This window comes from Pelotomaculum sp. FP (assembly GCF_004369245.1).
Lineage (GTDB): Bacteria > Bacillota > Desulfotomaculia > Desulfotomaculales > Pelotomaculaceae > Pelotomaculum_C > Pelotomaculum_C schinkii.
On record NZ_QFGB01000021.1, the window covers coordinates 1 to 26,749 of the forward strand.

A 26,749-nucleotide genomic window follows, 5' to 3' on the forward strand; every position below is an offset into this window, starting at 1 on the left:
TGGCAAGCTGGTTGGCCTGCATGGCGTTATCGGCGTTTTGTTTGGTCTGGGAGTTCATTTCATTCATGGAGGAAGTGAGCTGTTCCATGGTGCTGGCCGACTCTGCCGCGCCCTGCGACAGGGACTGGCTGGAGTCGGAAACCTGCCAGGCGCCGGTATTTACCTGTTCCATCGCGATGGTAACCTGCCCCATGGTTTCGTTTATAGCTTCAAGGGTCTTGTTTAGAGCGTCTTTAATGATAGCATGATCACCTTTATAATTACCGGTGACTGCGACGTCCAGATTGCCCCCGGCCATTTCTTTCAAGCATTCCACCGTTTCGTTAATCGGGTTGAGCACAGCGTCAAGGGTCTTGTTGAAACCGTCGATGATCTTGCGGTACTCACCTTCGTGCCTGGAGGCGTCTGCCCTGGTGTCAAGCTTGCCGTCTATGGCCGTCTGAACCAGTTCCTCCGCATCTTTGAGCAAGTGCCGGATGGCCTCGATCATATGAATACCGGCGGGCACTAATTTATCATTGTCGCTTCTTTGCCCGATTTTCTTGAGCCCATCCAGGTCATCCAGATTTCCATTTCCGATATTTACCAATACACGCTCTATATTCGCTACCTGGTCAATCGCGCTGTTGATATCGCCTTTCAGTTCATCCCATACGCCGCTGTACTCGTTCACCATCTTCCGGGTCAGGTCGTTAACCGCCAGCCGGTCCAACACCGCCTGCAATTCGCCGACCGGTCCGGCCACAGCCTCCATCAGGCCGTTCATCTCAGCGACCAGCTTGCCCCAGTGGCCGGCAAAGGCCGCCTCGTTGCCGCGGGTGTCAAGCTTACCCAGCCTGGCGTCGTGGACCAGGGTGTTGATCTCATTGATCAGGCTCAGGAGGTTGTTCCTGATCAGATCCATCTTTTCGTTGGCAATCACTTGCTTGCCCGGCAGCTTTTCCAGTATTTTTGAAAAGTCGCCCTCAGCATAAGCTGAAACTACTTTAAGGATTTTAAGGGTATTCCTGACGTGAATTTTAACCGACTGGTTGACGCCGGTGACCATTTGCTGGTAAAAGCCGCTAAAGCGCTCCTCCTGGATATAATAGTCGGCGTCGCCTGCGCTCTGCGCCTCGTATAAGTTGTTCATCTCGGTCACAACACTGCTGATGCTGTCGATACAGGTGTTCAGGTTGTTCTTGATCTCATTAAAGTCACCGCTGTAATTGTCGGTGATCTGCGGCGGCATCTCACCCTTGCTGATCCGGTCTATATACTCGGCTGCCACGTTCAACGGCCCGATCAACGCGTCGAGAGTGCCGTTGAACTCTTCAATGATCCTGCGGTACTCACCGTTGTGTTTGGTAACGTCGGCCCGGACATCCAACTTGCCGGCCATTGCCGCCCCGGTCAGCATCACAGCGTCGTCGGCCAGCCCCCGGATAGACTCCATCATTTTAATCATGGCCGGCATCAGCTCGTCATTTTCGCATCTCCGCCCAATCTTTTTATCGTTTTCCAGCTCGCTTACGTCACCGCGGCTGATTTTAATCACCGTATTTTGGATGTGTGTTATAATTCTTATGAAGCTGTTAACACCGTTCTTCAGGTCGTTCCAGGCGCCGCGATACTCTTTTTCCATCTTAAGGGTCACGTCATTCAAGGCTACCCGGTCAACCACCGCCAACATCTCATTTACCGGTTCGGAGACCGCATCCATGGTACGATTGAGGCCCTCGACAACCATGCGGAAGTCACCGCCATGCTTGGCATCATCGGCCCGTACGGCCAAATTGCCGGCCGCCACCGCCTCAGCCACCATGTTAGCGTCAGCCACCAGTTCTTTGATGGCTTCTATCATCTGAATATAGGCGGGCACCAATTCATCATTGTCACTTCTTTGCCCAATTCCTTTAAGCATATCCAGGTCGCTTAAGTCACCGTTGCTGATTTTTTTCGTTGTATTCTGGAGATCCCTAATCGCTGCGGTAACTCTGTTGGCATAAGCTTTCAGTTCATTCCAAACCCCGCTGTACTCTTTTTCCATGTTCAGGGTGAAATCATTTACCGCCATCCGGCCAAGCACCGCCATCAGTTCGTCAACCGGTTCGGCGACAGCTTCCATCAAGCTGTTCATATCGCCCACCAGCTTGCCCCAATCACCGTTAAAGGCCGCCGCGTCGCCGCGGGTATCCAGTCGGCCGTCTCTAACGGATAAGATCAGGTTTTCAGTTTCCTGCAGCAAGCCGTTTACGGCGTCAATACAGCCATTCAGGTTATTCTTGATCTCGTTGAAGTCGCCGCTGTAGCTGTCGGTAATTTTCGGCGGCATATCGCCCCTGCTGATCCGCTCTATATACTCGGCGGCCACGTTCAGCGGCCCGATCACCGCGTCCAGGGTATTATTGAACCCGTCAATGACCTTGCGAAAATCGCCCGTGTGCTTCGCAGCGTCAGCCCGGGCATCAAGCTTGCCCTCTACCGCCGCTTGAGCCAGAGCGTTCGCATCGGTTACCAGGCTGCGGATGGACTCCATCATCTGAACAAAGGTGGGTACCAATTCATCATTGTCACATCTTCGCCCAATTTGCTTCAGCTTGTCCAATTTGCTTAGATCACCGTTGCTGACCCTTTTTGCCGTATCCTGAATGTCGTTTACGAGCCAAACGACTCTGTTGCAACCGCTTTTCAGGTCATCCCAAATACCTACATATTCTTTATCCATCTTTTTGGTAAAATCATTTTCCTGGATCCGTGCAAAAACCGATATGATTTCGTTAACCGGTTCGGCTACGGCCTCCATTAAACCGTTCATGCCGCTCACCAGCTCGCCCCATTCGCCGTTAAAGGCCTCTGCGTTGCCGCGGGTATCCAGTTGGCCTTCCCCAACAGCCCGGATCAGGTTTTTAGCTTCTTGCAGCAAGCCCTTTACGGCGTCAATGCAGCCATTCAGGTTGTTCTTGATCTCGTTGAAGTCGCCGTTGTAGCTGTCGGTAATTTTCGGCGGCATGTCGCCCCTGCTGATCCGTTCTATATACTCGGCGGCCACGTTCAGCGGCCCGATCACCGCGTCCAGGGTATTATTGAACCCGTCAATGACTTCCCGACACTCTGCATTGACTTTTTTTGCATCCCCCCGGACATCCAGCTTCCCTTCCTGCGCTGCTTTCGCCACCCGGCCGCATTCTGCCGCCAGGTCACTGATGACGCCGGAAATACCGCGATTTAGGGAAAAAACCATGGCAAGCGCTAACGCGCTGCCGCCAACGAGCACCACCGCTAAAGCTATTCCGGATAACCCTAAATAACCTGCCAGGCTGATTAACATGGCTAGAGCAATGATTGCACAGAATGTCAAAATTACTCTGGTTGTCAGTTTCATTAAGGAGCTCCCCCATTTCTTTCTCGCTTAAAACTTATCGGCTTTTACTTTACACGTCCCCCGGTAAGGGCCGCGTCAGCGTTATTTAGACGCTTTTCCGGAACAATTGCCCGTCGGACGTTACCTGTTCGAACAAATGCTCAATCTCCTGCGGCATTTTCTGCGTCTGCTCCATGGCAAAGTAGCCGCCCGGCGCCAGGGCGCCATGGAACATCTTGATCACTTCAATCCGCTCGGAGGGCTGGAAATGCAACAGTACATTCTTGCACAAAACCAGACTGAAACCGTACCCAACCGGCTGCAAGGAGAGCAAATCGTGCCTTTGGTAAAAAACCTTGCTTCTAATCAGCTCGTTGATCTTGAAACAGCCGCTCATCCCGTCCGGCTGGAAATACTTTTTAAAATAATCCCGCGGGATCCGCCTGAGAGCGTCTTCCTTATATACTCCTTCGCAGATGCTCTTGCCAAACTGGTTGCTGGCATCCAAATCTGTGGCGTCAATATGAAAATTGCGGAAGGCAAAGTGTCCTAAATTTTCGGCAAACAGCATCGCCAGGGAATAGGGTTCGGGACCCATGGCGCAGCCGGCGTCCCACACGCGAACCTTGCTGCGTCCGGCAATATATGGGACCACATGCTTAATAATCAGTTCAAGTGTGTGCATATCCCGAAAAAAATACGTAAAAGCCATTTTTCTGTGTCACCTGACCTCAATTTTTTTTAAAGCAAGTGACACTAGTGATCATCTCCCTGAGTAAAATCAAAAAGCAATTGGTTGGCGTTTAATAAAATTATTACCTGTTCGCCGGCTTTGCCCATCCCCTGGATAAAACGGCTGTTTTCGCCTCTCTTCCCCTTTGGCGGCGGCTCAATATTACCCTTGGGGATATCCAGGACTTCGGACACACGGTCGACAATCAGCCCCACCGATTGCTCGTCGATACAGATCACCACAATACAGGTTCGATCGTCATAGGCGCGTTCCTCCATCTCGAAACGCAGCCGTACGTCCATGACCGGGATGACCTTGCCGCGCAAGTTGATTACTCCCTTGATATAGCGGGGCACATCCGGAACTTCAGTAATATTCTGTATTCCGATTATTTCCATTACGTAGCGGATTTCGATGCCGAATTCTTCCCTGTTTAGAAAAAAGGTCAGGAACTTGTCCTCCTGAGTGTCCTCATCATCGTCTTCCAGGGGCTCATCGTCCCATCTTTCTTTTAAACTCACAGATTTCACCTCCTTAATAAACTCCATAGAGGGGCAAGATAGCGCACGGCCAGCTTGCCCCAACCGGTATGGCAACGTTGAAATGGTTGTCTAAAAATTGCCGAATTCCGCATCGTCCAGGGAAATAATGTGTTGCGGCTTTACCCCGTCATCTTTTGTGGCGGCAACCTCCAGGGCGCCCATCCTAACCGGTTTATTCTTGCTGCTCCAGGTTTCTTTCTGAGAAGGACGCAAGTGTGACATTTGAGGGGCTCTACCTGCCGGCACATCTGGAGAAGCTTGTTTTTTAAGTTTAAACTTATCCAGCATTTGTTTTACTATGGCGGCCTGGCTGGACATCTCTTCGCTAGCGGCGGCCAGTTCTTCCGAGCCGGCCGAGTTCTGCTGCGTGACCTGGTCAACCTGATTTAAACCCTCGTTTATTTGCCCGATACCCAAAGCCTGCTCTTTCGAGGCAGAGGCTATTTCGCTGATCAGGTCAGTTACCTTGGTGGTGCCCAGTACGATTTCCTCCAGTGCCCTGGAGGTCTCTTCGGCGATCCTGGCGCCTACTTCGGTCTTCTTGATCGAGCCCTCGATCATCTCGGCAGTTTCCTTGGCCGCCTTGGCGCTACGCTGGGCAAGATTTCTCACTTCCTCGGCTACGACGGTAAAGCCCTTACCGTGCTTGCCGGCACGGGCTGCCTCAACCGCGGCATTTAAGGCCAGTATGTTGGTTTGGAAAGCGATCTCGTCGATCGCCTTGATTATTTTAGATATATTAGCAGCGGATTCATTAATGTCGCTCATGGCCTTGACCATCTGCGCCATCTGCTCATTGCCTTTCTCCGCGGTGCCTCTGGCCTGGGTGGCAAGCTGGTTGGCCTGCATGGCGTTTTCAGCATTTTGTTTGGTCTGGGAGTTCATTTCCTGCATGGAGGAAGTGAGCTCTTCCAGGGCGCCGGCCGACTCTGCCGCTCCCTGCGACAGGGCCTGGCTGGATTCAGACACCTGCCAGGCGCCAGTGTTTACCTGTTCGATAGCTATGGAAATCTGTCCCAAACTCTCATTAAGGTCGTTAACAGTTTTGTTAAGAGCATCTTTAATACAAGCGTAGTCACCCTTATAGTCACCGGTGATAGCAACGTCCAGATTGCCTTCAGCTATTTCCTGCAAGCATCTGACCGCCTCTTCTTTGATGATTTTATTAAGCGCTTCAAGTGTAGTATTGAGAGCATTTTTAATGATGGCATGGTCACCCTTATAATTACCTGCGACTCGCACGTCCAGGTTGCCGTTGGCCATCTCCTTCAGGCAACCGGCTGCTTCATGAATCGGGTTGATTACGGCGTCCATCATCCTGTTGACTCCGTCGATGATCTTGCGGTACTCGCCGTCGTGCCTGGCCGCGTCGGCCCGGGTGTCCAGCTTGCCTTCCACTGCCGCCCCGGCCAGCATGTTGGCGTCGCCGGCCAGCTTTTGGATGGCTTCTATCATCTTGATAAAACCGGGAACTAATCCGTCGTTTTCGCTTCTGCGCCCGACTTTCTTATAATCTTCCAGGTCAACAAGACTACCGTTGCTGATATTAATTACAGTTTCACGAATTTTTGTCATCCGCATATTAACATCATTGGTGGCCTTCTTCAGGTCGTCCCAGGCGCCGGAATATTCTTTGTCCATCCTTTTGGTTAAATCGTTAACCGCCATCCGTTTCAGAACAGCAATAAGTTCATTCACCGGGCTGCATACGGCCTCCATCATGCCGTTCATACCTCCCACCAGTTCACCCCAATCGCCGGCAAAAGCCGCTGCCTGGCCGCGGGTATCCAGTTTGCCATCCTGGACGGCCTGGATAAGGTGATCCACCTCTTTAAGCAGGCCGTTCACGACATCTATGCAGCCATTCAGGTTGTTCTTGACCTCGTTGAAGTCACCCCGGTAGGTATCCGTTATCTTCGGCGGAATGCTGCCCTTACTGATCAGATCCACATATTCAGCCGCCACGTTTAAAGGCCCGATTACCGCGTCCAGGGTCTTGTTAACCCCCTCGACAACCTTGCGGAAGTCGCCGTTGTGCTTCGTCACATCGGCCCTGGTGTCGAGCCTGCCTTCCACCGCAGCCGCTGCCAGCTTATTGGCGTCGGCCACCAGATTCTGGATTGCCTCCATCATCCCGACAATAGCAGAAATCAGTTCGTCGTTGGCGCTTCTCTTCCCAACTTTCTTCAGTTCGTCCAAGTCACTGAGATCGCCATTGCTGATATTATCTAAAATTTTCTGAATGCGAGTTAACTGTGCATGGACCAGGTTTGTCGCTTCCTTGAGGTTGTTCCATGCGCCGGCGTAATCTTTGACCATTTTCTGGCTGAAATCATTTACTGCCATTTTTCCGAAAACTGCCAGCATTTCATTAACAGGATTGGCTACCGCTTCAATCAGGCCGTTCATACCACCCAACAGTTTCCTCCAGTCGCCGGTATAGGCTGCCACGTTGCCGCTGGCGTCCAGCCTGCCGTCTTCGACGGCTTTGATCAGGCTGCCCGCTTCATGAAGCAGGCCGTTTACGGCGTCAATGCACGCATTCAGGTTGTTCTTAATCTCGTTGAAGTCACCGTTGTAAGTGTCTGTGATCTTCGGGGGGATGTCGCCCTTGCTGATCCGGTCCACATACTCGGCTGCCACATTTAACGGGCCGATTACCGCATCCAGGGTATCGTTTATACCCCGGAGGATCTTGCGATACACACCGGTTGTCTTGTCGGGATTTGCCCTTATATCCAGTTTGCCTTCGCGGGCGGCGTTAATACCCACGCCGACCTCACCGACAAGAGTAGCTATCTCCTGGATGCAGGCATTCAAGCTGTCCTTAATCCTATTGTAGTCACCGTTATAGCTTTCGGTAATCTTCGGCAGCGCTGTTTCACCCTTGGCGATATGCTCCAAATAATCAGCCGCCAAATTCAGCGGGACGGTCACCGCGTCCAGGGTTTTATTAAATCCATGGATAACTTCCTGAAACTCTGATTTGACTTTTTTTGCATCCCCCCTGATATCCAGCTTTCCTTCCTGCGCCGCTTTCGTCACCCGGCTGCACTCCGCCGCCAGATCACTTATGCTGACGGAAATGCTGCAATGTAAGAAATACCCCATTGCAAGCACCAATGCGCTGCCGGCGATAAGCGCCATCGCTAAATTTATCCCGGATAGCCACCAATAACCTGCCAAGCCGATTACCACGTTTAGAACAGTAATTGCACAGAATGTCAACATTACCTTAATTCCCAGTTTCATTAAGCGATCCCCCGTTCTTTCTTGCTGAAAAAGCAAATTGGCTTTACTTTTTACGCGCACCTGAGGGCCACTGAGTTAAGGACCTCGACGTTCCGCAATTATTGCGCGCCGGATGTCACTTGTTCAAGCAAATGGTTATTTTCTGACAGGGGCTCATCGTCCCGTCTTTCTTATAAACTCAGATTTCACCTCCACAAAATAACATTTTAGTTATTGGCGCCTTCTGCAGAGTTAATCAAATCGTCTACGTCAAGGATCATGCTTATATCGCCGTCACCAAGGATGGCGCACCCCGACACGCTTTTGACGTGCCCCAGGTAACTGGACAGCGCCTTAATCACTATTTGCTGCTGACCCAGCACTTCGTCCACGAACAGGCAGCATTTTTTTTCACTATTCTCCACAACGACCAAAATTCCACTGTCAAGGCTCCGGCAGTCCGACGCTACACCATAGAGTTCATGCAGGCGGATTACAGGCAAAAGTTCTCCGCGAATACTTACCACTTCCTGATTGTCCGGCATACAGGTAATCTGGCCGCCGGTAGGCTGCAGTGATTCCTTAATCGAATTGATCGGGATGGTGTACCGGTTGGGGCCAACTTTTACCACCATTCCCTCAATTATGGCCAGGGTCAGGGGAATGCGGACGGCAAATACGGTTCCGGCGCCTTTCACACTGCGGATATCCACCCTGCCTCGCAGTTTTTCGATATTGCGTTTTACAACATCCATACCGACACCCCTGCCGGATATGCTCGAGACTTTATCAGCTGTGGAAAACCCGGGTTCAAATATCAGCCGCCACACGTCCTCGTCTTTCATATCACGATCTTCGTCAATGACCAGACCTCGTTCTATAGCCTTTTGCAATATTCTTTCCCGGTCCAACCCTCTGCCGTCGTCTTCTATGGTGATCCACACCTCGCCGGCTGAGTGCTTCGCTTCAATGGTCAACTGGCCCGACTCCGGTTTTCCCGCTGCGATTCGTTCTTCGGGCTCTTCGATGCCATGGTCCACCGCATTGCGGATAAGATGCACCAGGGGATCGGAGATCTGTTCAATAATAGTCTTGTCTACCTCGGTCTCCTCTCCGATGATTTCCAAGCTAACTTTCTTGTTTACTTTTTGGGACAGGTCGCGTACCAGACGCACCATCTTGCTGAAGGTTCCACTAAGGGGAATCATCCGCATGGACATCGCCACTTCCTGGATATCCCTGGTTATTTTATCAAGATGTAATACGGCTTTTTCAAATCGATCCAGTTGAAGCCCTTTCAAGTCCTGGTTATTGGCCACCATTGCTTCAGAAATGACCAGTTCGCCAACAAGGTCCAGAAGTTTATCAAGTTTTTCAAGATCTACACGGATTACCTGCTGCTGAGCGAGCCTTTTTTCTTTTGCAACGCCCGGCTCTTGTCTCTCTCCAGCTTTCGCAGCTTCTCCATGTGCAGGAGTATCCTGCTGCTGCTTTTCCTCTACTGAATGCTCCTTTATATTTTCTTCTATTTGCCAGTTTTCAAAGTCCCCCGGTTTTTCGAGACAGCCCGGTTCGGATTCCTGCCCATCTTCACTTGCATCTTCGCCGGCGTCCCCGGCCATATTTTTTAAATACATGCATATCTCTTGTTTTCCAGATAATTCAGGGGTAATATTGTTTTCGATCTGGCGGACTCCGTCCCGCAGAACATCTATGGCAATCAGCAGGAAAGATACCGCCACCGCGTCACAAACTATGGCGCCTTCTCTGATCCTATCAAGGAGCGTCTCAGCATGATGGCTTACCTCCTCCAGTTCCGCGTACGCCAAAAAGCCTGCATTGCCTTTAAAACTATGCAGATCGCGGAAAGCTTGACCGGCGCTTTCCAAATTATCCGGTGTCTTCTCAAGTACCAGTAAAGCTCTCTCTGCGTCATCCAAAAGTTCTATACTTTCTTCAACAAAACGCCCGGTCATTTCCGGGACAATAGACAGGTCCATTCCTTCCAAACTATCATGGGGGATGTTTTCACCGGCTTCTCCGGCGCCTTCTGCGGGGTCAGGAGATGTATCTGCATCTATTTTAGGGCCGGCGACGTTTAAAGTCGGCTGTCCTCCGTCAATAGCTTGAATCGCTTTTTTAAAATCATCTATAATCACTTCCGCGCCGGCCTCGAAGCCCTCATCGCTTCGCTGCCGCTCTACTGTATCCAAAATATTTCTGATAAAGTCACTGGTACGGATGAGCAGGTCAATATGCCCGGGCTCCAAAACAGCTTGTCCATTGCGAAAAATATCCAGTAAAGTTTCTGCTTCATGTGTTACCCTGATCACTGTTTGAAGATCTAAAAAAGAAGCCGATCCTTTTAATGAATGGAAGAGACGAAATATCGCATTGAGTATTTCCTCGTCAATTTTTCCGAAAGAGACCGCGTCCCTCTCCAAAGCTATGATTTGTGGTTCAACGTCATCCAAAAGCTCCCGGCTTTCAGTTACAAAACAATTTACCATTTCTAACTTTTCGTTCAGATCGTCGTCAAACATATTTATGGCACCTCTTCAGCAGCGATGGATTACCCTAAGATCAATGGACCGCCTGCCGGCCTTTCCCTCCGCATTTGCCAATCACATTCTTATATCCCACTAAAGACAAAGTTTCCTTGAAAAGCTCAAGGAAACCAACATGCCCGGAGATTTCCCGCCGTACCAAGCAAGCGTCAATAAACGACCACTTCCGGAGACCAAAGGAAACTTGCTTTATATGAGCGCTGCCGTGCCAGTGAAGTTCACCAGGCACAGCGTTAAATCAATTTATCGATAATAATCCCCAGCATCTTCTTCACGTTCGCCACAAAATCGAGGACCCGCTCGGGCGGAATTTCCCTGATAACCGAATCATCCTTGGTATTGATGACTCTTACCATTATTTCCCCACTGGCTTCATGGATACTGAAACGCAGTTCGGTACCGTATGTTTCCAGAGTCCGGTTTGCTTTATCAACTGCTTCTTCCAATACCTCAGGGGAAGAAGTTTTTTCAGACTCGTCCTGGCTTTGAAACTGCGACTTAACATCCGTCGGATTTGTTTCCTGCCTTTCCGGAAAAGTTTTTGTTTTCAGATCCGGCTTCAGGGGAAGGGAAGTGGAGTCAATACTCTGAACTTTCATTGTAATTCACCCCGGAACTATTTTTTTTGATCTATAAAATATCCATCAGGCTGTAAGGCCGTCACGTGATAAGCTCTTAAGGATACCTTCCTGTCGCGCAAGGATTTTATACTTATTTTTAATTCCTCACACTTTGTGGAAATAGCCAGTCTATTGCTTTTATCCAAGATTTGCGTTTCCCGTAACAGCGCCTGGATGTCCCGCCGCAGGGCGTCGATTTTCTGCCAATCCGAGTTGTAAACGGTTTTTCCTGCCGGCCAGAACGTTATGCCGCATGCATCCAGGATTTTTGCTTCCGTCTGCAATAACTCAGCTTCAATTACAGTAATATCGTCGACGTACTTTTGCCTCTGCTTGACAAGCGTCAAAAGCTCCTGAACTTGACCTGGCTCCAATAACTCTGCTTGCGCGGCGGTCAACTGCAAAATTTCTTTTAACAGGTCTTTTTTCCTGTCCGTAAGCTCAATGGTTTTCCTTAGCCAGTCACTCAAATATTGTTCCATCACTCATTGCCCGCTGGCCATATTGGGTTTGGACAGTTTCAGAGACCCCGCCCACGCATTCCGCAAATCTTCCACCAGGCCCAGCGCCTCGCCTAAAATATCCTGATCTTTTTTCAGATTGCCTTCCACTAAGCGCCTGTTTATGTACTCATACAGCGAGGCCAGGCCCGCCGATAATTCATAATCCATATTCAACGTTTCATTGAGATGGGTAATGATTTCCTGCGCCCGGACAATTGCGTTATGCGCCCCCTGGATGTTTTTTTCCCCGGCCAGTTTCATTCCCAGCTTGATAAATTTTATAGCGCCATTATACAGCATCAGGGTCAACTCACCCCTGCCCGCGCTCTTCACTGCATTTTGCTGGTACTGCTGATACGGATTCGCACTATCGGCCATTGCGCCCTACCTCCCAAGCAATATTAGTCGGCGCCAAGCAGCGACGACAACGAGGCGCTCTGCTGGCTCAACTGGCTCAAAGCAGTCTCCAGGGCGGCGTACTGCTTATAATAGCGGGCCTCTATATTCTCCAGCCTGTCGTCCCACTCTGCAATCAGCTTGCTGTAACTGGTAATTTTCTTTCCCAAAACACTATTGTCCACCAGGCTGTAAGAGTCCTCGGCGCCTGCCTTATCGATAATCTGTTCGATTCCGCCCGTCAGATTATCATATAGCCTTACCGCCAGGCCTTTCTCGCCGATGACGTCGGAAGTTTTGGTAAACAGATCCATGACTGCCTGGGGATTGGTATCTATGGCTTTTTTGAGTTCCTCATCGTTTATTTTCAACTTGCCTTTTTCATAGTAAAGTTCCGTGGTGATCCCTATATCCGCCAGGCAGTTATAATCCGCATTCACTCCGCTAACAACGGAAGATAAGCTATACCGCATGCTACGGACAACTCCGCTTAAAATGCTATCGTTACGCAGCAGACCGGTTTTGGCTATCTCTTCCCATTTTTCCTGCTGCTTCTCACTGAGTTCTTCCCGCTCGTCATCGGTTAAGGGCAGGTAACTGGTGTCTCTTTCTTCGAATAGTTTGGTGTTCAGTTTATCGATGGTGGTATTATAAAGGTCTACAAATGACTTAATGTTTTCATAGATCCCATCGGTGTCATTGGAGAGGGTGATGTTTACCGTTTCAGTGTCCGACGTGCCGGTAAGGGTATATGTCACCCCGGCAATGGTAAACCGATTGCTGGCTTCTTCCAGGGTCATGCCGTTATAAACAATTATGGCGTTGGCGCCGTTTGATTCCAGTGTTGGCGGAGTTCCGGTGGGGGTTCCAAGGTTCAATGAGGCAAACAATCCGCAAGGATCCGTAATATTTTCGAACTTCACCTGCGCAGCCGAGCCGGTGGCCGTGGAAGAAATAAACATGCGCTGCAGGGTCTTGTCAAAAACGGCGCCGACTCCGGCGCTGCTCCCGTCGGCGGTTTTGGCCCCGTTTATTTTGCTGACCAGCGTATCGATATTGTCTTGACTGGTGTCGATGGTAATACTTTCGCTGCCGTTTACTGTAAAAGTAACCGTGCCGGCAGCCAGGCCCAACTGATCCGCCAATGTCGTCTTGCTAGAATCAAAAGCCACAGTGGAAGCGCTGTCCAACCTGGCGTTGGAAGCCAGCTGGGTCACTCTTATGGTATTCGACCCGGCCACGGCAGAGTTGGCTACCGTGACCTTGACAATCCCTTCGTTTGAAGAGGTCGCTTTCTTGGCCAGGTAAGTACCCTGCAGCTTCATCTGAAAAACGCTGTCCCGCAGGGTGCGCAGGGAATTATTCAGATCGCGGTAATCGCTTTTCTGCCACTCTGCAATTTGTTTGTTTTGCTTGATTTTGTCCTGCTTCATACGCTGGACTTTCATCAAATCCGAAACAATCTGGTCGACGTCCAGGCCGGACCCGGACAAGCCAAAAATTCTATTAATCGAACTCATCGACTTTCCCGCCTTTCCAGGCCAACCCAAAGCCGCATCACTTAGTTTTAATACGGAATCGCATTAGCGGCATGGGTTCCTATTGTAATATTCCTATTTTATTTATCGGTTAAATTTATCTATTCTTTAATAATCATGTCAAAATAATGTGTATTCTTTTAGGCTGCTTATCTCCACTGTTCCAACAAAATCTTTTTCCCACCGGTGGTAGTGAGCGTTATACTAACATCCGTAACTTCAATACCTGTTTGGGGCCGCTCCGGCCCCTATGGCTTATGTTGTACGCATGCCGGTTGGGGTAATCAGCATCCTGGGAGTTGAAGAAATAGTAAGAAGGTTAGCCCCGGCCTAAACCGAACTAGCCTTCAATAATCCTATCGAAACAATTTACCAGTGTTTCCCTTTCTCTCTATACCAAAGTGTTTTATCACACAGCCTGCCGTGCTCCTGTCACCCCTGCCGTTAAACAGTATAGTTTAATCTGTTGCCCAATACCTTTTGGACGTAATCTCTGGTTTCCCGGTAGCCCGGTATGCCGCCCGCCTGATCAACGGCGCCGGGACCGGCGTTGTACGCGGCCAGGGCCAGGGCGGCGTTGCCGCCGTAGCGGTCCAGCATCTGTCTTAGGTACCGCACGCCGCCGTCTATGTTCTGGGCTGGGTCATAGGGGTTCCTGACTCCCAAAGAATATGCCGTTTCGGGCATGAGTTGCATTAAACCCATTGCTCCTGCTGGTGACTTGGCATTTGGGTTGAAATTGGATTCTGCCTGGACAACCGATTTAACCAGGGCCGGGTCGACGCCGTACCTTCCGGCCGCTTCCTCAATCAAAGCTTCCAGTCCGGCGCCGCCACGCGCCCCGCCGCCTGTGCGGCCGGTGAGCGGCGCCGCGGCGGCCTGTCCGCCGGACGGGAACCCGGAGGCCCCGTGCTGAAGACCCGTCGCGCCGCCGGATTGCGGCGGCGTCCGCAGGCCGATCCCGGCGAGAGCAAGACTGAGAAGCGAAGCGAACTGATTTTCGTCTTCTGTTTTATGGACCCGGGCCGTTTTACCCTGCGCCGCGGCCAGGTATTCCAGCAGGAAAGCCCTGATGAACACGCTGATCTCCAACGGGAAAATCCTCCTAAACTTTGCTTAGAGAGCAGCCCCCGGCCTAAGCTCCCGCATGACGGAGACTGCTCTTTCAAGTGCGCCTTTTAATTTTTCTTCATCTGTAAAGATGGTTGGCCGGTTAATTCCCCTTCGCCACCACGGGAACCGCCCCCCTGGTTAGACGCATGGTTAACAGTGTAAAAAAGGCCCCAGGACGAGCCTGAGACCCCTTTTTGGTTGTTTGATAGCAATTACCGCAGGAGCTGGAGTACGCCCTCGGGTTGCTGGTTGGCCTGAGCTAACATTGCCTGAGCGGCCTGGGAGAGGATGTTGTTCTTGGTGAACTCCATCATTTCTTTGGCCATATCTACATCACGGATACGTGATTCAGAAGCAGTTAAGTTTTCGGAAGCAGTACCCAGGTTGTTAATGGTGTGTTCTAAACGGTTTTGGTAAGCACCGAGTTTAGAACGTTCGGCAGATACGCTTTCGATAGCACTTTGGATAGTGGTGATAGCTGCGTCGGCCGATGCTTGGTCGGATACGTTGATACCGCCGACGGTGATATTCATGTCACCAGTTGCGGCTGCATCTAATGTTAATACAGTATCTCCATCTACATTTGTGAATACTGTGTCATCAGCGGAAGTGGCAACAGTTTTGCCGTTGGAGTCTACAAGAGTAGATTCTCCAGAAACAAATTTAATGGTATAAGAACCTGCTTCTAATCCACCATTAACGAATTTAGACGTACCAGTAGCTTTCCCATCTTTAATTACGATTTTTCCTGAATCTACCTCTTGTGTGAACACGATTGTTTCGCTGTTAGCCGAAGAAGTGTAAGTTAAGCCATCAGCAGTCGTAGCAACCACATTTCCATCAGCATCCATTAAATCAGTTCCAACAATGGTGTATACCCCGTCTACAAAATCAGTAGTACCTGACGGTGTAACTGTTTCAGTAAATTCCACATCACCAGCAACTCCCAAACTAAATCCTCTCATATCACCAATTGCGAAAGAAATTGACTGGCCTTCATTAGCTCCAATGTGGAATTTACCACTAAAGCTACCATCTAACAGGCTTTTGGTGTTAAATTCGGTAGTATTACCGATACGACCAAGTTCTTCAGTTAACTGGTTAACTTCTTTTTGGATTTCGGCACGGTCAGTAGCGGTCAGAGTGTCGTTAGCACTTTGGTCAGCCAGTTCACGCATACGTTGCAGAATGGAGTGGGTTTCGTTCAACGCGCCTTCTGCAGTCTGGATTAAGGAAATACCATCTTGGGCGTTGCGGGTAGCTTGGTCTAAACCACGCACCTGGGCGCGCATTTTTTCTGAGATGGCCAGACCTGCCGCGTCATCACCGGCGCGGTTGATACGCATACCTGATGATAGTTTTTCCATTGATTTTGAAGCTGCAGCATTACCGGCATTCAACTGACGATAGGTATTCAGCGCCGCAATGTTGTGATTGATAATCATTTTCATTCCTCCATGAATTTTTCTTTTTACACCGCATCCATGCGGTTTGAGCAAACCGGGTCGGCCGCCCCGGTTTTGTTCTAGTATATATATCGGCGGTAAACGCCGGAGGTTTAGTAATCTAGGTGGATTTCTTTTATTCTTTACTGTTATTCTTCAGAAAACGTATTACTTCTTCAGTACTGGTAATGGCCTTTTTATTTTCTATTTGCAAATCCCTATATAATTCTTCACGAAAAATCTCCATATCCGGGGGGGCTTCAATGCCCAGCCGTACTGTTTCCCCGGTAACTTCCACCACAACCATTTTAATATCCCGGCCAATCATGATTGACTGCCCTTTTTTACGCGCCAGCACCAGCATCTTTGCGCTCCTCCTTTTTAGCCCCGCAGTTTAAAGGGGTGCGGAGGGAATACTTCTGATCATTTAAGACCACCTGTTTGGCCAGCAATTTTTCTCTGTTTATGATTATCGGCGCCAGCAGATTTACCGTAGCCGCACCATAACCCTGGCTGGTGTTTACGGTACATAAAACCGCTACCTGGTTCTCGTCATCTATCTTAAGTTGGCCGGCTATTTCTTCGCTAAGCTCAAACTCATAATGCTCAAAAAAAACATAAGGATTGACCAGCAATAATCCAATCTCCTGCTGTCCGGCAGCTTGCAAGAAACCAAAGGGAGAATCCTGGCCCAACGAGTTCAAGGTAAATTCGTGATAATCCTCCAGCCCTGGTAATCCCCAGGGAAATAGTAAATTTTCATATTGCCGGTTATTAACCCGATCAGCGTCCGCCACGATCCGCCCTCCTTGAGCAAAAAGTGACCATACGGTCACTTATTTATGCATATCCGTTTAAATTTCTGCCTTTGTTTTCATATAACTCCGCCAGCCAGGCTTCGGCCTCTTCCAGGGTAAATTCCCTGCCGGCCCCGCTGCGCCGGTCGCGCGCTTTGATCTTCGGTTTATCCTTTTGAACCTTAAAGTCCAGGGGCTGGTTATAGAATTCCGCCGCCCGGCGCATCCGCTCCACCGCCTGGTTTAATTCATACCGCATGCGGCGCATGGCCAGGTCCTCACCCTGCAGCAAGGCTTCTTCCATAGTTGGTTTTGAGCCGCCGGCGTTCAACGCCCGGGACACCTCCTGGGCGGCCATTGCCTGCAATCCCCCGGCCCCTATTTTCATACCGGATCACTCTTTTTTATTTAATCTAAATAATTCAAAAGGCTGGTCTGCAAGAGCTTCGTAGATACCAGCAGCGATGCCTGGTACACCAGGTCATTCTCGGCCGCTTCGACGGTTAATTTGGTAAAATCCGCATCCTGTATATTCGAGAGCACCTCTTGCAGCTTCGCGTTCTGATCATCCAGTTGACTCTGCACTGCTTCCAGGTGTTTGGTCCTGGCTCCCACGGCGACCCGCTGCACCAGTTCGGCGTCAATGGCCTCGTCCAGTTCCCCCAGAGACTCGTTGATACCGGTCATATCGTCGTTTTGCAGCCTTTCTCTGAGGTTTTTCAAAACCTCCAGCGGGCCGCCGGTCACTTTGGTCATCTTCTGGCCCGGATTCAGGGGATCGTCGATTTGGTTGGCCGGATCGGTCGGGTCTGCCAGCGTACCGAACACGCCGGCATTCGCTGAGCCAAAATCCGTAACCCCGGCAGCGTCCACCTCATAGCTGGAACCGAACACAATCTCTCTGGAAACCCGCTGGGTGTCCCCCCGGTAGTACACCTCGCCGGTAGCGGGATCCCGGTAAAACGGAGGCTGGCTGTTCTTTTTCCCGGCAAACAGATATTTCCCCCCCAGGGAACTGTTGCCGAGGTCTACCAGCGCATCTATCAGTTTATCGATTTGCTCGGCTATCGCCTTCCTGTCGTCGTTGCCCAGGTGACTGTTGGCGCCCTGCGACGCCAGCGTTTTGGCGTCGATCAGGGTCTCTCCGATGGTGCCGAGGGCCGAGTCGGCCTGGTTCAGGTAGGCCAGCCCGTCGTCGATATTGCGGGAATACTGCTCATTTCTTGAAATGGTGGAATTTACGGCCATCACGTGGCTGATTTGCCCGGGATTGTCGCTGGGGCGGAGGATGGTTTTTTCAGCCGCGATCTGTTCCTGCAAACGGGCCGACCGCTGAAGGTTATTTTGAATATATCGAATCGAGTTATTGGTTATCATCATATTAGACACGCGTCGCATTGAAAATCCCCCCTATATTATCCTGTTAATAAGATAATCCAGCATCTCATCCTGCATGCTGAGCATGCGGGCGCTGGCCTGATAGCCGTAATTGATCTGGATCACCATGGTTAATTCCTCGTCCAGGGATACGCCTGAAACCGATTGTCTAAGTGAGTCGATTTGCTGGGAAATGGCCTGCTGGTTATCGAGCATTCTGTCGGCCTTCTCTGCATTCGCCCCCACCTGGGCGACAATACCCTGGTAGTAATTTTCAAATGTCGCAGTTGCTGTGCCAATCGTTACAGGGGTACTCTGCAGTTGAGCTACCGTCAGCGCGTTTTCACCAATGATAATGTCGCAATTGTTTTTCACGCCGTCGTCCAGGGCAATATCGGCAGCTCCCGCGCCGGTGAAGAAAGTCAAGCCCGACTTATCGTTGATGTTATCAATGACAGCCACTGCTAGGTTATCCAACTGCTCCAACAAGTCTTTATTCTCCAGTCGCGCCGACTCATTGCCCAGGATAGCGCCCATACCTGCTCCTTCCGGGGCGCCGGTGTAGTAATCCGCCAGGCCGGTCAGATTGATCACGTCCACACCGTCAACAGATAAATGGTTCTCATCGCCTCCGGCGCCTGCCCCCGTGATCAGGGCCAGTTGAGAAGCAGTCACTTTACCGGTGCCGTCGTCTTGTAAAACTGTAGCGGTACTATTGATGAAATTCACAGTAATCATGCCGCTGTCCTGCACATCTACGTTGATCGGGCCGAGCGCTGCCAGTTGATCCAGCAATTGATCGCGCTGGTCCAGCAGGTCGTTGGGCTGCGCGCCATTTTTGATGGTGAAAATAATCGCATTGGAAACATCGGCTATTTCGGTCAGCAACTTGTTTGCCTGATCCACCTGATCGCTTATTGCACCCGTAATACTTTCGCCGATACCAACAAGCTGACTGTATGTTTGTCGAATAGTAGCCGCCAGTTCATCGCCCGACTCCTTTACGGCCGCTTTGACACCGGAGTTTTGCGGGTCATTGTTTAAATCCTGCCAGTCATTAAAAAAATCGAGTAACCCGGCCTGAATGCCCTGGCCATCCGGTTCAGGGAAAACAGTTTCTATCCGCTGGGCGAAATCCAGTTTTTGTTCCCAGTAACCTTCGTAGCTGCCGGCCTGGCGATATTGCACATCAAGATAGTAGTCTCTGATGCGTCTGACTTGCTCAACCTGAGCGCCTGTACCCATTTGCCCCGGCTGTAAACTTGTCGCCAGGTCAGGTACGGTCCATGGATCCGAAGCCTGAATGACGGCCGCCTGGCGTGAATAACCAGGTGTATTGGCATTGGCGATATTATGGCCGGTGACGTCCATAGCCGCGCGGTGTACGTTGATACCCCTGCGGGCGATTTCCACGCCGAAAAAAGTTCCGGGCATCGCTACAACCCCTTTAGACGATTTTATTGATTAATGACGAAGAGCAACCCACTGGAGAAGTCGACTTCCCGTCGGGCTGATAGGTATTGTTATGTATAGGTTTGAGCAATCTCAGCAATCGTTCATTAAAATGCATGGCCTCCCGGGTAAGGACACGGTTTAACTCCACCAGCCGGGCAATTTGCCCGGCAATATTTCTCATCTCTGCAGTGAGCTCGGCCAGCCTGGCGCTTTGTTTTTGAGGCAAGTCCGGCAACATCTTGCTCAAGGAAGCGTCTCCCGGCAAACCCAGCCTTTTTCCCAGGGCTTTTTGCAGGCGATCCCGCTGCCGCTCCTCCGCCTTCAACCGGGTTGAAATTTTTTCCTCCCGGATGATGATTTCTTTCAAGACAACTATGTCGTTTTGCCGCAGAGCATGGTTATGGTTACGGGCTGCGGTCAGCATTTCTTTCAGAATTTCCCTTTGTCGCTCCAGCACCTGGAATAAATCAAAAACTAAAGACTCCATGCGGCACCTTCCTATATAACCTTCATGACATTTATTTAATCTTATCTGAAAGATTTTCTTCAATCAGCCCGGCGGCGATTTTTTCGCTGTCGGGACGGTAGGAGCCGTCCTTGATCCTTTGCTTCAGCGAGTCCACAAGCTCTTCCCGCACTGCGGGGATTTCAGCAAGCATCCCCTTATATCTTTGCATTCTTCTGGCCTCTGTTGAGATTTCCAAGGTATCACCACGGATTTGACCGCCTGGTTTATTCTTCACCTCATCGGTTTCCTTTTGTTGCTGTTTTGTATAGGCTTTGATATGGTCAATTCCGCCCGTTCCGTTGATTTTCAGCGGGCTCACCTCTTTTTCGGTTTCTGTAATAAATCTCGTCAGAATTCAAAAAAACTTTAGCATGATCTGAAGCCCAGAATAAATTTGGCGGCTCATTACAAGACGAAATCAGCAATCCGGGTGTGATTTCAACGCACCCCGCGCTTTAGCGCCAAACTTGTTGGATCTAATGTAACATATGTGCGAATGAATTTGCGCCTGCATTTTTGGGATATCGCTTCGTATGCCGGCTTCTCATTTTCATGGTAGTTCCACACGCCGCTATCGCGGCGCCACGTATGATGAAAATGTATTTTTAGGGTAATATATTTATGTTATCAAAAGACGGTATTTGCGACCCCGGTTCAGCCGTCTCATACTTACTCTTTAAAATCACGATATCCACCCGGCGGTTTCGTTGGCGTTGGGCTTCCGAGTCGTTGGGCTCCCGCGGGCGAAACTCGCCGTAACCGGTGGCGGACAGGCGGTAAGGCGCGAAATTCAGTGAATAAATTAATTCCTGGACCACGCTGGTTGCCCTCGCTACGGAAAGTTCCCAGTTGGAAGGGAATGATCTGGTGTTAATAGGAAGGTTGTCCGTATGTCCCTCAACTCTTATGTAATGAGTAGTCTTCATTAGAATCTGGCCAATTTTGTTTATCTTCTCTTTGGCATCCGGCAAAAGCCCAGCTGAACCCAAGGGAAACAGGGCTACATCCTGAAAGCTCACCACAACCCCTCTTTCTTCCAAATTAACCGTTACTTTCCCGTTTAAACCGTTTTGATCTATATAGGCCTGCAGCTCATTTTTAATCCGCTCCATTTCACTGAGCTCTTGCATCTCTTTGTCTATCTCAAAACTACTGCTGGAGATACCCGGCGCCAGGGCTGCGCCTGGTTCACTAAGCACCGACTGCCCGCCGCCCCCCATCGCCATTGCTAAAGAAAGGGCTACTGCCTGAAATTTTCGCGCGTTGATGCTGCTGAGCGCGTAAAGCATCACAAAAAAGGCCATGAGCAGGGTAATCAAGTCGGAATAGGTCAGCAGCCACCTTTCTTTGTTGTCCTTTCTTTTTGTGAGCCCGCGCCGCTCCATCCAAACCTACCTTCCTTCCGTGCCTACTCTTCCCCTGCGTATTGTGTCCTGGGCCTCAAAAAGGCTGTCAGCCTCTCGCGCACCAGCAAGGGGTTGTAACCGGACTGGATGGATAGAATCCCCTCCAGCATCAATTCTCGCAATATATCCTCTTTTTTGCCGATATTTTTTAACTTTTCAGCGATGGGAAGCCACAAAATATTGGCTGAGCCAATTCCATACAAGGTGGCGATAAAAGCCAGTGCAATCGCCGGGCCCAGAGTTTCCGGACTGTCAAGGTTCCCAAGCACATGCACCAGACCCAGCACCGTTCCAATAATCCCCATGGTGGGGGCGAAGCCGCCGGCTGCCTCAAAGACACCGGCCCCGGCGCTGTGGCGCTCCTGCATGGCATACAATTCCGTTTCCATGATCATGCGAACCAGCTCCGGGTCGGTGCCGTCCACCACAAGCTGAATCCCTTTGCGCATGAAATCGTCATCGATTTGGGGAAGCTGTTTTTCCAGATACAAGACGCCCTCCCGGCGAACCTTATCCGACAAATCCACGATCTGTTCGATTAACGCGACCTCGTCCGGGTGCTTATGAAATAAAATGATTTTGATGAGCTTGGGAACAGTCTTTAGCTCCTGTAAAGAAAAACACATTGTGGTTGCCCCGATGGTGCCTCCAAAAACAATCAACGCTGCGGTGCCTCTGAATAGAGATGAGATGTCCCCGCCATCCAGGATATAAGCCAATACCAGACAACCGGCGGCAATTATAAAGCCGATAATAGTGGTTACGCCCACGCAACAAACCCCTTCCCTTGGCTTGACTAAACAAAATACGGGGCAAGAACTTTTAATAAAAAAGGCTGCCCAGTAAGCGCCTTGGTACAATCAGAAAACTACATCCAGTATGTTATTCGGCTTTTTTGATTGTTTATTGATACCCGTTATGAAATTATCTCAGAAAAATAAAAATACAGGCTCATTGGCCTGCATTCATAAGTCCTTATTATTCACACAACTTCGACTCTACCCTTTTGGCCCAAACCGCCTCAATCTCCGCCTCTACAGTTATACCTTCCTGACCGTGCTCCTGATGTAAAACCCGGCCCTTTTCGTGCAATATGGCCAGCATGCCGCTCCTTTTGTATGGGATGAAAAAAGTTGTCCTCATCCGCCTGGCTGCAAGGAGCCTGTCCACAGCCGCCAACAAATCAGAAGCGCCCCGGCCGGTTATAGCGGAAATCAGCACTGCCGGCGGCCCGTTGCCCGTGCGCGGCAGTGCCGCTGGTTCCACCAGATCAATTTTATTATACACCATAAGAGTTGGTTTAGCAGCCGCCCCAAGGGCTTCCAGGACCTGGTCGACTGCCTCGATTTGGCCTTTGATATCAGGATGGGAGGCATCTACAACATGCAACAGGAGATCTGCTTCCACCACCTCTTCCAGAGTAGCCCGGAAAGCTGCCACTAGGTGGTGGGGGAGGCGCTGAATAAACCCCACGGTGTCCGTTAACAGGACGGCTTCGTTATTGGGTAAAACCACCCGGCGGGTAGTTGGGTCGAGGGTGGCAAAAAGCTTGTCCTCCACCAGCACGTCAGCCCCGGTCAGCATCCTTAGTATAGTTGATTTTCCGGCGTTGGTGTAACCTACCAGGGACACCAGCGGTATAGGCGCCTCCTTGCGGCTCCGGCGCAGCAGGTCACGGTGTTTATGAACAATTTCAAGCTCTGCTTTTAAATCATTGATGCGCTGCCTGATACGCCGGCGGTCAACCTCCAGCTTGGTTTCACCAGGTCCTCTGGTCCCAATACCGCCACCCAGGCGGGAAAGCGCAACACCCTTGCCGGTTAAACGGGGCAAAAGATAGTTAAGCTGAGCCAGTTCAACCTGAAGCTTCCCTTCACTGGTCCTGGCCCGGCGGGCAAAAATATCAAGTATCACCTGGGTCCGGTCAATTACCCTGACTCCCGTAATTGCCTCCAGGTTGCGAGCCTGCCTCGGCGACAATTCGCGGTCAAAAACAACAAGGTCGGCGGTCAAGGAACGGCAGAGCTCCGCAACTTCCTCAGTTTTCCCGCTTCCCAAAAAAGTAGCGGCATCCGGCCTGGACCTTTTTTGAGTTAATTGACTTAAGACCTCCGCCCCGGCAGTGTCAACCAGCCTGGCCAGTTCTTCCAGAGAATAGGAGGCATGTTCAGGATCATCGCCAGGTGACTCGACCCCCACCAGGATGGCTTTTTCCAGCATCGCGCCAGGTATATTTTTCAAAAAGGTCGCCCCTTTTTCGCCCTAATTCCGGTTTGAGTGCGCTGTTTAGAGGCAGGATTGACAAAAAAAGCATCATCACTCACTAATATAACACAATCCAAACACGCCTGCCAAATTTAGACACGTAAAGATTAGCCATCCGCTCTCATACAATATGAAACTTGCGCAATGTTGTATCTAATGATTTCACATCCAAGAAAAGACCCGCGGGATTATGATTTTCCTGTGCTGCCGGCAGCGCTTCGCTCAGTCAAGAGCATTCTGAAGGATAAGTTTCTTGCGCCGTCAATTTGGAAGCAAAAGAACCGTCCCCCTGCTTCCCGTCCCCCTGCTTCCTTTAGCGGTCTTCGAAAACCAGGCTGTCGCCGGTGGTACCGGTTTTAACCAGAATGCCGGCCCGCTGGTCCTTTCCGCCTTCCAGAATGTGCACCGAAAGCGGGTTTTCCAGCCGTTTCTGGATGGCCCGCTTGAGCGGCCTCGCCCCGAATACAGGGTCATAACCTTCCTCGGCCAGGAGGGCTCTAGCCTCCGGAGTAACCTCCAGATCAAATCCCAGCTTGTTCAGCCGTTCCTGCAGCAAGGCCAGCTGGATATCTACAATCCTGATGATTTCTTGCTTGCCAAGGTTGTTGAAAATGACCACCTCGTCGATACGGTTCAAAAATTCCGGCCGGAAATTATCCTTCAGCTCACCCATCACACGGTTTTCCAGCTCCGAGCGTCGATCAGGGTTAATTTCGCGGAACCAGTGGCTGCCGAGGTTGGAGGTCATAATCACCACGGTATTACGGAAGTCCACGGTGCGCCCGTGGCCATCGGTCAACCGGCCGTCGTCCAATAGCTGCAGCAGGATGTTGAACACATCAGGGTGGGCCTTTTCAATCTCGTCAAATAGTATTACCGCATAAGGACGTCGCCGCACAGCCTCAGTGAGCTGGCCTCCCTCATCATAGCCGACGTAGCCTGGAGGAGCGCCTACAAGGCGGGAAACGGTGTGCTTCTCCATATATTCACTCATGTCATAGCGCAGCATGGCCCGCTCGTCATTGAACAGAAAATGGGCCAGCGCCCTGGCCAGCTCGGTTTTACCCACTCCGGTAGGGCCGAGAAAGATGAAGGAACCCATAGGCCGGTTCGGGTCCGACACTCCCGCGCGAGCCCGACGAATAGCGTTTGAAACAGCCTCGACCGCGCGGTCCTGCCCGACCACCCGCTCTTTAAGCAGCCCTTCCATTTGCAAAAGTTTTTGAATTTCCCCCTCAAGCATGCGTGACACCGGAATTCCCGTCCACTTGGACACGACCTCGGCGATATCTTCTTCATCCACTTCTTCTTTCAGCATCTTGTGGGACTTCTGCAGCCCTTCCAACTTCTCGTTATACTGCTGCAGGCGCTTGTTCAGTTCAGGTATGACCCCGTAGCGCAGTTCGGCTACCTTGCCGAGATCCGCTTCCCGTTCGGCTGCCTGTTCCGCCAACCTAGTCTCCTCAATCTTTTCCTTGATTTCACGGATGCCCTGGATGTGCTCCTTCTCTTTGCGCCAGTGCTCCTTCATGTCCTCCATCCTGGCCTTAAGTTCTTTGAGTTCATCTTCCATTTTCTGCAGCCTCTCCGCGCTGGCCCGATCCTGTTCTTTGGAGAGCGCCTGCTTCTCTATTTCCAACTGCCTTACCCGCCGGTCGATTTCGTCTATTTCCGTAGGCATGCTGTCGATTTCGATGCGCAAGCGGGAAGCCGCCTCGTCCATCAGGTCGATGGCCTTATCGGGCAGGAACCGCTCCGTAATATAGCGGTGAGATAGCGTCGCTGCGGCCACCAGGGCGGCGTCTTTGATACGCACCCCGTGGTGCACCTCGTATTTTTCTTTCAGCCCCCGTAGAATAGCAATGCTGTCCTCGACAGAGGGCTCACCCACGTAGACCTGCTGGAACCTGCGCTCCAGGGCTGCGTCTTTTTCGATATATTTGCGGTACTCGTCCAGGGTAGTGGCGCCCACGCAGTGCAGTTCCCCCCTGGCCAGGGCAGGTTTCAACATGTTGGCCGCGTCAACCGCGCCTTCCGCCGCTCCGGCGCCCACCAGGGTGTGCAATTCATCGATAAAGAGGATGATTTCACCCTGCGCCTCGGCTATTTCCTTTAATACCGCCTTCAGCCGGTCTTCAAATTCACCCCGGTACTTCGCGCCCGCAATGAGCGCTCCCATATCCAGGCTTAAGAGACGCTTGTTCTTTAGTCCCTCCGGCACATCCCCGCCTAAAATACGCTGGGCCAGACCCTCCACAATAGCGGTTTTACCAACGCCGGGCTCGCCGATTAAAACAGGGTTGTTCTTGGTGCGCCTGGATAGCACCTGCACCACCCGGCGGATTTCTTCGTCGCGCCCGATCACCGGGTCCATCTTGCCTTTGCGGGCCAGGTCGGTAAGGTCCCTGGTGAAACGAGCCAGAGACTGGTACTTATCCTCAGGGTTCTGGTCGGTAACCCGCTGGGTACCGCGAATTTCCAGCAGGATCTTGTAAACCCGGTCCGGTGAAACTCCATGTGAGCGTAAGATCCTTCCAGCTTCCCCTTCCCGCCGGGCAACCATCCCCAGCAAAAGGTGCTCGGTGCTCAGGTATTCATCCTTGAGCCTTTCGGCTTCTTTCCAGGCCAAATCGATAATTTCGGATAGCTCTTTAGAAAGGTATATACCTCCGGCGCCCTGTACTCTGGGCAACCGGCCGGCGGCAGCCTGCGCTTCGACCTTTAACTTGTTCAAATCAATCTCAAGCTTTTGCAGGATCTGTTTAACGATCCCCTCTTCCTGCTGCAATAAGCCCAGGAGGAGGTGGACACCCTCCATCTGCTGGTGGCCGTGCTGAGACATAATGCCCTGAGCAGCTTCAAAGGCCTCCTGGGTCTTTAGGGTAAATTTATCCGTTCTCATGACTGTTT

The 26,749-nt window shown here is 51.0% G+C and carries 21 protein-coding genes and 1 pseudogene; all 22 read right to left on the reverse strand.

Annotated features, from left to right (window positions below):
• Positions 1-3,364, reverse strand: a pseudogene (locus Psfp_RS09945) (methyl-accepting chemotaxis protein); the annotation flags it as partial.
• An 85-nt stretch (positions 3,365-3,449) separates the two neighbouring features.
• Positions 3,450-4,055: a CheR family methyltransferase gene (locus tag Psfp_RS09950; RefSeq protein ID WP_134218392.1), complete on the reverse strand. Its 606-nt coding sequence runs from the start codon at positions 4,053-4,055 to the stop codon at positions 3,450-3,452.
• Between the two features lie 44 nt (positions 4,056-4,099).
• On the reverse strand, positions 4,100-4,597 hold the full coding sequence (locus Psfp_RS09955; RefSeq protein ID WP_243120576.1) for a chemotaxis protein CheW: 498 nt from the start codon (positions 4,595-4,597) through the stop codon (positions 4,100-4,102).
• A 90-nt stretch (positions 4,598-4,687) separates the two neighbouring features.
• Positions 4,688-7,870 (reverse strand): methyl-accepting chemotaxis protein, encoded by a 3,183-nt coding sequence (locus Psfp_RS09960; protein WP_134218394.1) that lies wholly within the window; start codon positions 7,868-7,870, stop codon positions 4,688-4,690.
• 206 nt (positions 7,871-8,076) lie between these two features.
• Entirely contained in the window at positions 8,077-10,392 is a 2,316-nt protein-coding gene (locus tag Psfp_RS09965; protein WP_134218395.1) for a chemotaxis protein CheA, read from the reverse strand.
• A gap of 257 nt (positions 10,393-10,649) precedes the next feature.
• A complete protein-coding gene (locus Psfp_RS09970; RefSeq protein ID WP_134218396.1) occupies positions 10,650-11,015 on the reverse strand; it encodes a flagellar protein FlaG in 366 nt (121 codons plus the stop codon).
• Between the two features lie 17 nt (positions 11,016-11,032).
• Positions 11,033-11,518, reverse strand: a complete 486-nt coding sequence (flgN, locus tag Psfp_RS09975) for a flagellar export chaperone FlgN (RefSeq protein ID WP_134218397.1) — start codon at positions 11,516-11,518, stop codon at positions 11,033-11,035.
• 3 nt (positions 11,519-11,521) lie between these two features.
• Positions 11,522-11,917 carry a flagellar export chaperone FliS gene (gene fliS, locus Psfp_RS09980; RefSeq protein ID WP_134218398.1) on the reverse strand — a complete coding sequence of 132 codons (396 nt, stop codon included), beginning with the start codon at positions 11,915-11,917 and terminating at the stop codon, positions 11,522-11,524.
• A 23-nt stretch (positions 11,918-11,940) separates the two neighbouring features.
• Complete coding sequence (gene fliD / locus Psfp_RS09985; RefSeq protein ID WP_134218399.1) at positions 11,941-13,455, reverse strand: flagellar filament capping protein FliD; 1,515 nt, start codon at positions 13,453-13,455, stop codon at positions 11,941-11,943.
• Positions 13,456-13,917: 462 nt separating this feature from the next.
• The gene (locus Psfp_RS09990; protein ID WP_192895360.1) at positions 13,918-14,565 is read right to left on the reverse strand and encodes a lytic transglycosylase domain-containing protein; all 648 of its coding nucleotides are present in this window, start codon (positions 14,563-14,565) and stop codon (positions 13,918-13,920) included.
• Positions 14,566-14,798: 233 nt separating this feature from the next.
• The gene (locus Psfp_RS09995) at positions 14,799-16,031 is read right to left on the reverse strand and encodes a flagellin (protein WP_134218400.1); all 1,233 of its coding nucleotides are present in this window, start codon (positions 16,029-16,031) and stop codon (positions 14,799-14,801) included.
• Between the two features lie 136 nt (positions 16,032-16,167).
• Positions 16,168-16,395, reverse strand: a complete 228-nt coding sequence (csrA, locus tag Psfp_RS10000; protein WP_134218401.1) for a carbon storage regulator CsrA — start codon at positions 16,393-16,395, stop codon at positions 16,168-16,170.
• Positions 16,376-16,828: a flagellar assembly protein FliW gene (locus Psfp_RS10005; RefSeq protein WP_190259202.1), complete on the reverse strand. Its 453-nt coding sequence runs from the start codon at positions 16,826-16,828 to the stop codon at positions 16,376-16,378. The genes csrA and Psfp_RS10005 overlap by 20 nt, the downstream gene beginning before the upstream one ends.
• A 43-nt stretch (positions 16,829-16,871) precedes the next feature.
• Positions 16,872-17,216 (reverse strand): hypothetical protein, encoded by a 345-nt coding sequence (locus tag Psfp_RS10010; RefSeq protein ID WP_134218403.1) that lies wholly within the window; start codon positions 17,214-17,216, stop codon positions 16,872-16,874.
• 20 nt (positions 17,217-17,236) lie between these two features.
• On the reverse strand, positions 17,237-18,226 hold the full coding sequence (gene flgL, locus Psfp_RS10015) for a flagellar hook-associated protein FlgL (protein WP_134218404.1): 990 nt from the start codon (positions 18,224-18,226) through the stop codon (positions 17,237-17,239).
• A gap of 12 nt (positions 18,227-18,238) precedes the next feature.
• Positions 18,239-19,639 carry a flagellar hook-associated protein FlgK gene (gene flgK / locus Psfp_RS10020; RefSeq protein WP_134218405.1) on the reverse strand — a complete coding sequence of 467 codons (1,401 nt, stop codon included), beginning with the start codon at positions 19,637-19,639 and terminating at the stop codon, positions 18,239-18,241.
• A gap of 13 nt (positions 19,640-19,652) precedes the next feature.
• Positions 19,653-20,147, reverse strand: coding sequence for a flagellar protein FlgN (locus tag Psfp_RS10025; protein WP_134218406.1), 495 nt, complete (start codon positions 20,145-20,147; stop codon positions 19,653-19,655).
• A 31-nt stretch (positions 20,148-20,178) separates the two neighbouring features.
• The gene (gene flgM / locus Psfp_RS10030; RefSeq protein WP_243120577.1) at positions 20,179-20,487 is read right to left on the reverse strand and encodes a flagellar biosynthesis anti-sigma factor FlgM; all 309 of its coding nucleotides are present in this window, start codon (positions 20,485-20,487) and stop codon (positions 20,179-20,181) included.
• 286 nt (positions 20,488-20,773) lie between these two features.
• Positions 20,774-21,553, reverse strand: a complete 780-nt coding sequence (locus Psfp_RS10035) for a flagellar motor protein MotB (RefSeq protein WP_134218407.1) — start codon at positions 21,551-21,553, stop codon at positions 20,774-20,776.
• Positions 21,554-21,576: 23 nt separating this feature from the next.
• On the reverse strand, positions 21,577-22,344 hold the full coding sequence (locus Psfp_RS10040; protein WP_134218408.1) for a flagellar motor protein: 768 nt from the start codon (positions 22,342-22,344) through the stop codon (positions 21,577-21,579).
• A gap of 208 nt (positions 22,345-22,552) precedes the next feature.
• On the reverse strand, positions 22,553-23,815 hold the full coding sequence (gene hflX, locus Psfp_RS10045) for a GTPase HflX (RefSeq protein ID WP_348981130.1): 1,263 nt from the start codon (positions 23,813-23,815) through the stop codon (positions 22,553-22,555).
• 337 nt (positions 23,816-24,152) lie between these two features.
• Positions 24,153-26,741 carry an ATP-dependent chaperone ClpB gene (clpB, locus tag Psfp_RS10050; protein ID WP_134218409.1) on the reverse strand — a complete coding sequence of 863 codons (2,589 nt, stop codon included), beginning with the start codon at positions 26,739-26,741 and terminating at the stop codon, positions 24,153-24,155.
• Between the last annotated feature and the right edge of the window lie 8 nt (positions 26,742-26,749).

Bases quoted from the DNA above. Each gene is read 5' to 3' on its own strand.
- Psfp_RS09950 (WP_134218392.1), bottom strand. From the start codon at position 4,055: ATGGCTTTTACGTATTTTTTTCGGGATATGCACACACTTGAACTGATT.
- Psfp_RS09960 (WP_134218394.1), bottom strand. From the start codon at position 7,870: ATGAAACTGGGAATTAAGGTAATGTTGACATTCTGTGCAATTACTGTT.
- Psfp_RS09965 (WP_134218395.1), bottom strand. From the start codon at position 10,392: ATGTTTGACGACGATCTGAACGAAAAGTTAGAAATGGTAAATTGTTTT.
- Psfp_RS09970 (WP_134218396.1), bottom strand. From the start codon at position 11,015: ATGAAAGTTCAGAGTATTGACTCCACTTCCCTTCCCCTGAAGCCGGAT.
- flgN (WP_134218397.1), bottom strand. From the start codon at position 11,518: ATGGAACAATATTTGAGTGACTGGCTAAGGAAAACCATTGAGCTTACG.
- fliS (WP_134218398.1), bottom strand. From the start codon at position 11,917: ATGGCCGATAGTGCGAATCCGTATCAGCAGTACCAGCAAAATGCAGTG.
- fliD (WP_134218399.1), bottom strand. From the start codon at position 13,455: ATGAGTTCGATTAATAGAATTTTTGGCTTGTCCGGGTCCGGCCTGGAC.
- Psfp_RS09995 (WP_134218400.1), bottom strand. From the start codon at position 16,031: ATGATTATCAATCACAACATTGCGGCGCTGAATACCTATCGTCAGTTG.
- csrA (WP_134218401.1), bottom strand. From the start codon at position 16,395: ATGCTGGTGCTGGCGCGTAAAAAAGGGCAGTCAATCATGATTGGCCGG.
- Psfp_RS10010 (WP_134218403.1), bottom strand. From the start codon at position 17,216: ATGAAAATAGGGGCCGGGGGATTGCAGGCAATGGCCGCCCAGGAGGTG.
- flgL (WP_134218404.1), bottom strand. From the start codon at position 18,226: ATGCGACGCGTGTCTAATATGATGATAACCAATAACTCGATTCGATAT.
- flgK (WP_134218405.1), bottom strand. From the start codon at position 19,639: ATGCCCGGAACTTTTTTCGGCGTGGAAATCGCCCGCAGGGGTATCAAC.
- Psfp_RS10025 (WP_134218406.1), bottom strand. From the start codon at position 20,147: ATGGAGTCTTTAGTTTTTGATTTATTCCAGGTGCTGGAGCGACAAAGG.
- Psfp_RS10035 (WP_134218407.1), bottom strand. From the start codon at position 21,553: ATGGAGCGGCGCGGGCTCACAAAAAGAAAGGACAACAAAGAAAGGTGG.
- clpB (WP_134218409.1), bottom strand. From the start codon at position 26,741: ATGAGAACGGATAAATTTACCCTAAAGACCCAGGAGGCCTTTGAAGCT.